The sequence below is a fragment of the Streptomyces sp. NPDC059456 genome, from assembly GCF_042750055.1.
Lineage (GTDB): Bacteria > Actinomycetota > Actinomycetes > Streptomycetales > Streptomycetaceae > Streptomyces.
Genome location: NZ_JBHYVA010000784.1, coordinates 1 through 3706, shown reverse-complemented (window position 1 = coordinate 3706; position 3706 = coordinate 1). Strand labels below are relative to the sequence as shown.

Below are 3706 nucleotides of genomic sequence, written 5' to 3'. Positions count from 1 at the left end.
CACCGCGGCCCCGCGGGGCGAGCGGGCGGTGCGCTCCGCGGTGGTGATCGGCGGCTACCCCTGGACGGACCTGGCACCGGAGGCGGTGGGCCTGGCGTTCGGCGCCTTCGCGGCCTGCGGCGGCGACTTCCCGTCCTCGGTCCTGACGGCGGTGAACATGGGCCGCGACGCGGACACCACCGCGGCGGTGGCCGGCGCCCTCTCCGGCGCCCTGTCGGGCGTCTCCGCGATCCCGGAAGCCTGGGCGGCGGCGATCGGCCCGGTCCGAGGCAGCTGCCTCCCCTCGATGCGGGGCTACCACGTCCTGGACATCGCCGACCTCCTCACCCCGGAAACCGAGCCCGCCCGATGACCGCGCCGACCCCGTCCCCGACGGCCCCGGACCTCCCCGGCCCGACCCCGTCCCCGACGGCCCCGGCGGGAACCCCGCGCACGGACCCGCGTCAGTGCCCGGCCCAGACCCCGGCCACGGCCCAGACTCCGGCCACGGCCACGACAGCGGACACGAGCGCGGCCACGGCCCCGGACTCGCCCCCGGACTCGTCCCCGTCGTCGGCCGGGGCCCTTGCGCCGGCCCCGGACCCGGGCTCGGCACCGGTGCCCGGCAGCGGCACGCCGCCGCCCGCTCCGGCGGAGAGCCGTAGGCCCGGGGGGCCGTTGCCCGTGCCGACGGGCGCCGTGCTGCGGGCCGGCGCAGCGCAGGTCGGCGCCCCCGCCCCGCCCCTTCCCGAAACCGCGGCCGCGCCCCGCGCCGCTCTGCACGCCGGGGCGGCCGAGGCCTCGACGGCTCCCGCCGGGGCCGGGCAGGTCCGTGGCGCGGCCGGGGGCGGCAGCGCCGGGCACGCCCCCGCAGGGCCCGCCGGGGCGGTCGTGCCCGTACCGACCGCGGCCGGGGACGGAGCCCCCGGTGGGCCGCGCCGGATCGAGGGGGTGCTGCTCGGGCTGGCCGCGGGGGACGCCGCCGGATGGCCGGCCGCCCGGCACCGGGCCAGCCGCATGCCCGAGTGGACCCGCCGCCTCACCCGCGAGCTCGACACCTTCGCCGAGCAGAACCAGACCACCACCCTCCCCGTGCCCATCGCCCTGAACCAGCCCCCCGAGCCCCTGCGCCTGGGGCCCTCCGACGACGCCGAATGGGCCGCCTTCGCCGCCGAGTCCGTGCTCACCGCGGCCGGCGTGCTACTCAGCGACCTCTCCCGGTCCCGCCGCATGCGGGCCGCCATCGACCTCGCCTGGAACGCCCTGGCCAGCGAGATCGCCGCCGCGGCCGAACGCGCCCCCGAAGTCGAGTCCGCCGTCCTCCCGCTGCGTGCCCGCATCTCCGTCCGGGCCGGCCTCGGCAACCTCGCCGCCGGTCTGCGCCCGCCCGCCACCGGCCACGACAACCCGCACTACTTCGACGACGCCGCCTGCGTGCGCGCCTGCGTCCTCGCCGTCGTCCACCCCGCAGACCCCGCCGCGGCCGCCGACCTCGCCGAGTTCGACGCCCGCTACACCCAGGACGGCGACGGGGTCCACGGCGCCCGCGCGATGGCCGCCGCCATCGCGACCGCCCTCGCCGGCGGCGACACCGACAGCGCCGTCGACGCCGCCCTCGCACAGCTTCCCGCGGCCACCGAGATCGGCCGCAACGCCCGGCACGCCGTCCAGCTCGCCCGTGCCCGCACGGACGGCCCCGGCAGCGCCTTCGCCATCGTCCCCACCCTCGAACACGAGATCGTCGACCACGTCTACAGCTACGGCATCGCCGCCGCCGAGACCGTCCCCGTCGCCCTCGCCCTCACCACCGCCGCCCGCGGCAGGGTCGCCGAGGCCGTCCCGGCCGCCGCCTGCCTGTCCCGCGTCGCGGACTCCGCCCCCGCCCTGGCCGGCGCGCTCTGCGGCGCCCTCGGCGGCGGCGAGGCGATCCCCACCGCCTGGCGCGAAGCCTGCCGCACCCTCTCCGGCTGCGCCCTGCCCCGCCTCGCCGGCACCGACCTCGTCGAACTCGCCGCGCTCCTCGCTCGCACGGAACTCACCTCACCCAAGGGATGATTCGGACATGACGCTCACTCTGGAAGACCGGGCGGCCGGCTGCCTCGTCGGAGCCGCCGTCGGCGATGCGCTCGGCGGGCCGGTGGAGGGCTGGTCCCCGGACCGGATCGTGGAACGGCACGGCGGCCGCGTGCACGGCATCGTCGGCCCGTGGCACGAGGACTGGCGCACGGCCCGCCCCATCGCGCCGTACCACAAGGGCGACGGCCACGTCACCGACGACACCCTGATGACGCACGCGCTGGTACGGGTCTACGAGGCCGTACGGGACCACCTCGACGCCTACGCGATCGCCGAGCACCTGGTCCCGGACCTGATGACCAATCCGCGCTGGATCCCCGAACTCGAAGCCGAGGCCCTGCCCCTCCAGCGGATCTTCCTCGCGGAGAAGTGGATCGTGACCCGGCTGCACTACGCCCACGCGGACCCCCGCGAGGCGGGCAACGGCAACATCGTCAACTGCGGCGCGGCGATGTACATGGCGCCGGTCGGCATCGTCAACGCGGGCCATCCGGCGGGCGCGTACGCGGAGGCGCTGGACATCGCCGGGGCGCACCAGTCCTCGTACGGGCGGGAGGCGGCCGGCGTCTTCGCGGCGGCGGTGGCGGCGGCCTGCATGCCGGGGGCGACGGCCTCCTCCGTGGTGGACGCGGCCCTCGCGCTGGCCAAGGACGGCACCCGTGAGGCGATCGCCGCGGTGTGCGAAGTGGCGGGCCGCCACCGGGACTTCGAGTCGGCGCTGGCCCCGCTGCGGGCGGCGGTGGCCCCGTACGACTCGGTGGGGCCGGACTACCGCTCCCCCTCGCTGGGCGCGCGCCGCCCCTCCCGCCTCCACTCGATCGAGGAACTCCCGATCGCGCTCGGCATGCTGATCGTCTCCGACGGGGCGTACGAGGGCTCGGTGCTCGGCGCCGTCAACTACGGCCGCGACTGCGACTCCATCGCCACGATGGCGGGGGCGATCGCCGGAGCCCTGTCCGGTGCCGGCGCGGTCCCGCCGGCCTGGGCCAAGCAGGTCGCCGAGGCCAGCCGCCTGGACCTGCACGCCCCGGCGTCGGCGCTGGCCGCGGTGGCCCGCGAGGTCTTCGCCCTGGACCGGGCCCGGCGCCGCGACCACGAGTCGGCCTTCCACGCCCTCGCGACCCCCCGATGACCACCTGCGACCCCGCGGGACCCACCCCGGCCCCGGGAACCGGCCCGGCGGCGCACCTCGCGGAAACCGGCCGGGATCCCGCGCACCTCACGGGGCGGAACCGCCCGCCCGCCCCGGACCCCGCACGGCACGGACCGCCCGCGGGATCCGGCCCCGCGGAAACACCCACGGAACCCGGCCGAGACTCCCCGCCCCACACCGGACAGAACACCGCCCCGACCCCGCCCACGGGATCCGGCCCCGCAGAAACGCCCGCGGAACCCGGCCGAGGCTCCCCGCCCCACGCCGGGCCGGCCCCCGTGCGGCACGGGCCACCCGGGAGAACCGGCCCGGTCTCCCCGCCCCGCGACGGGCAGACCCCCGCCACACATCCGACCCCGCCCGCGGGATCCGGGCCGGACGGGGCGGGGTGGTCGGCCGTCCGGCCGTCCCCCGGCTCCGGCGCGCCCCCGGGGGGGAGGGCCGGAAGGGGGTTTCCGGGTCACCTGGGCGCAGCCCGAGGACCTGGTCGGGCACGAG

The 3706-nt window shown here is 78.4% G+C and carries 3 protein-coding genes; all 3 read left to right on the top strand.

Annotated elements, in window-relative coordinates; genetic code table 11:
* Positions 1-352, top strand: a 352-nt coding sequence (locus ACFXA3_RS38390; protein WP_385195284.1) for an ADP-ribosylglycohydrolase family protein, incomplete at its 5' end; no start/stop codon positions are given.
* A 311-nt stretch (positions 353-663) separates the two neighbouring features.
* Positions 664-2034, top strand: a complete 1371-nt coding sequence (locus ACFXA3_RS38385; RefSeq protein WP_385195282.1) for an ADP-ribosylglycohydrolase family protein — start codon at positions 664-666, stop codon at positions 2032-2034.
* 7 nt (positions 2035-2041) lie between these two features.
* Positions 2042-3187 carry an ADP-ribosylglycohydrolase family protein gene (locus ACFXA3_RS38380; protein WP_385195279.1) on the top strand — a complete coding sequence of 382 codons (1146 nt, stop codon included), beginning with the start codon at positions 2042-2044 and terminating at the stop codon, positions 3185-3187.
* Positions 3188-3706: the final 519 nt, after the last annotated feature.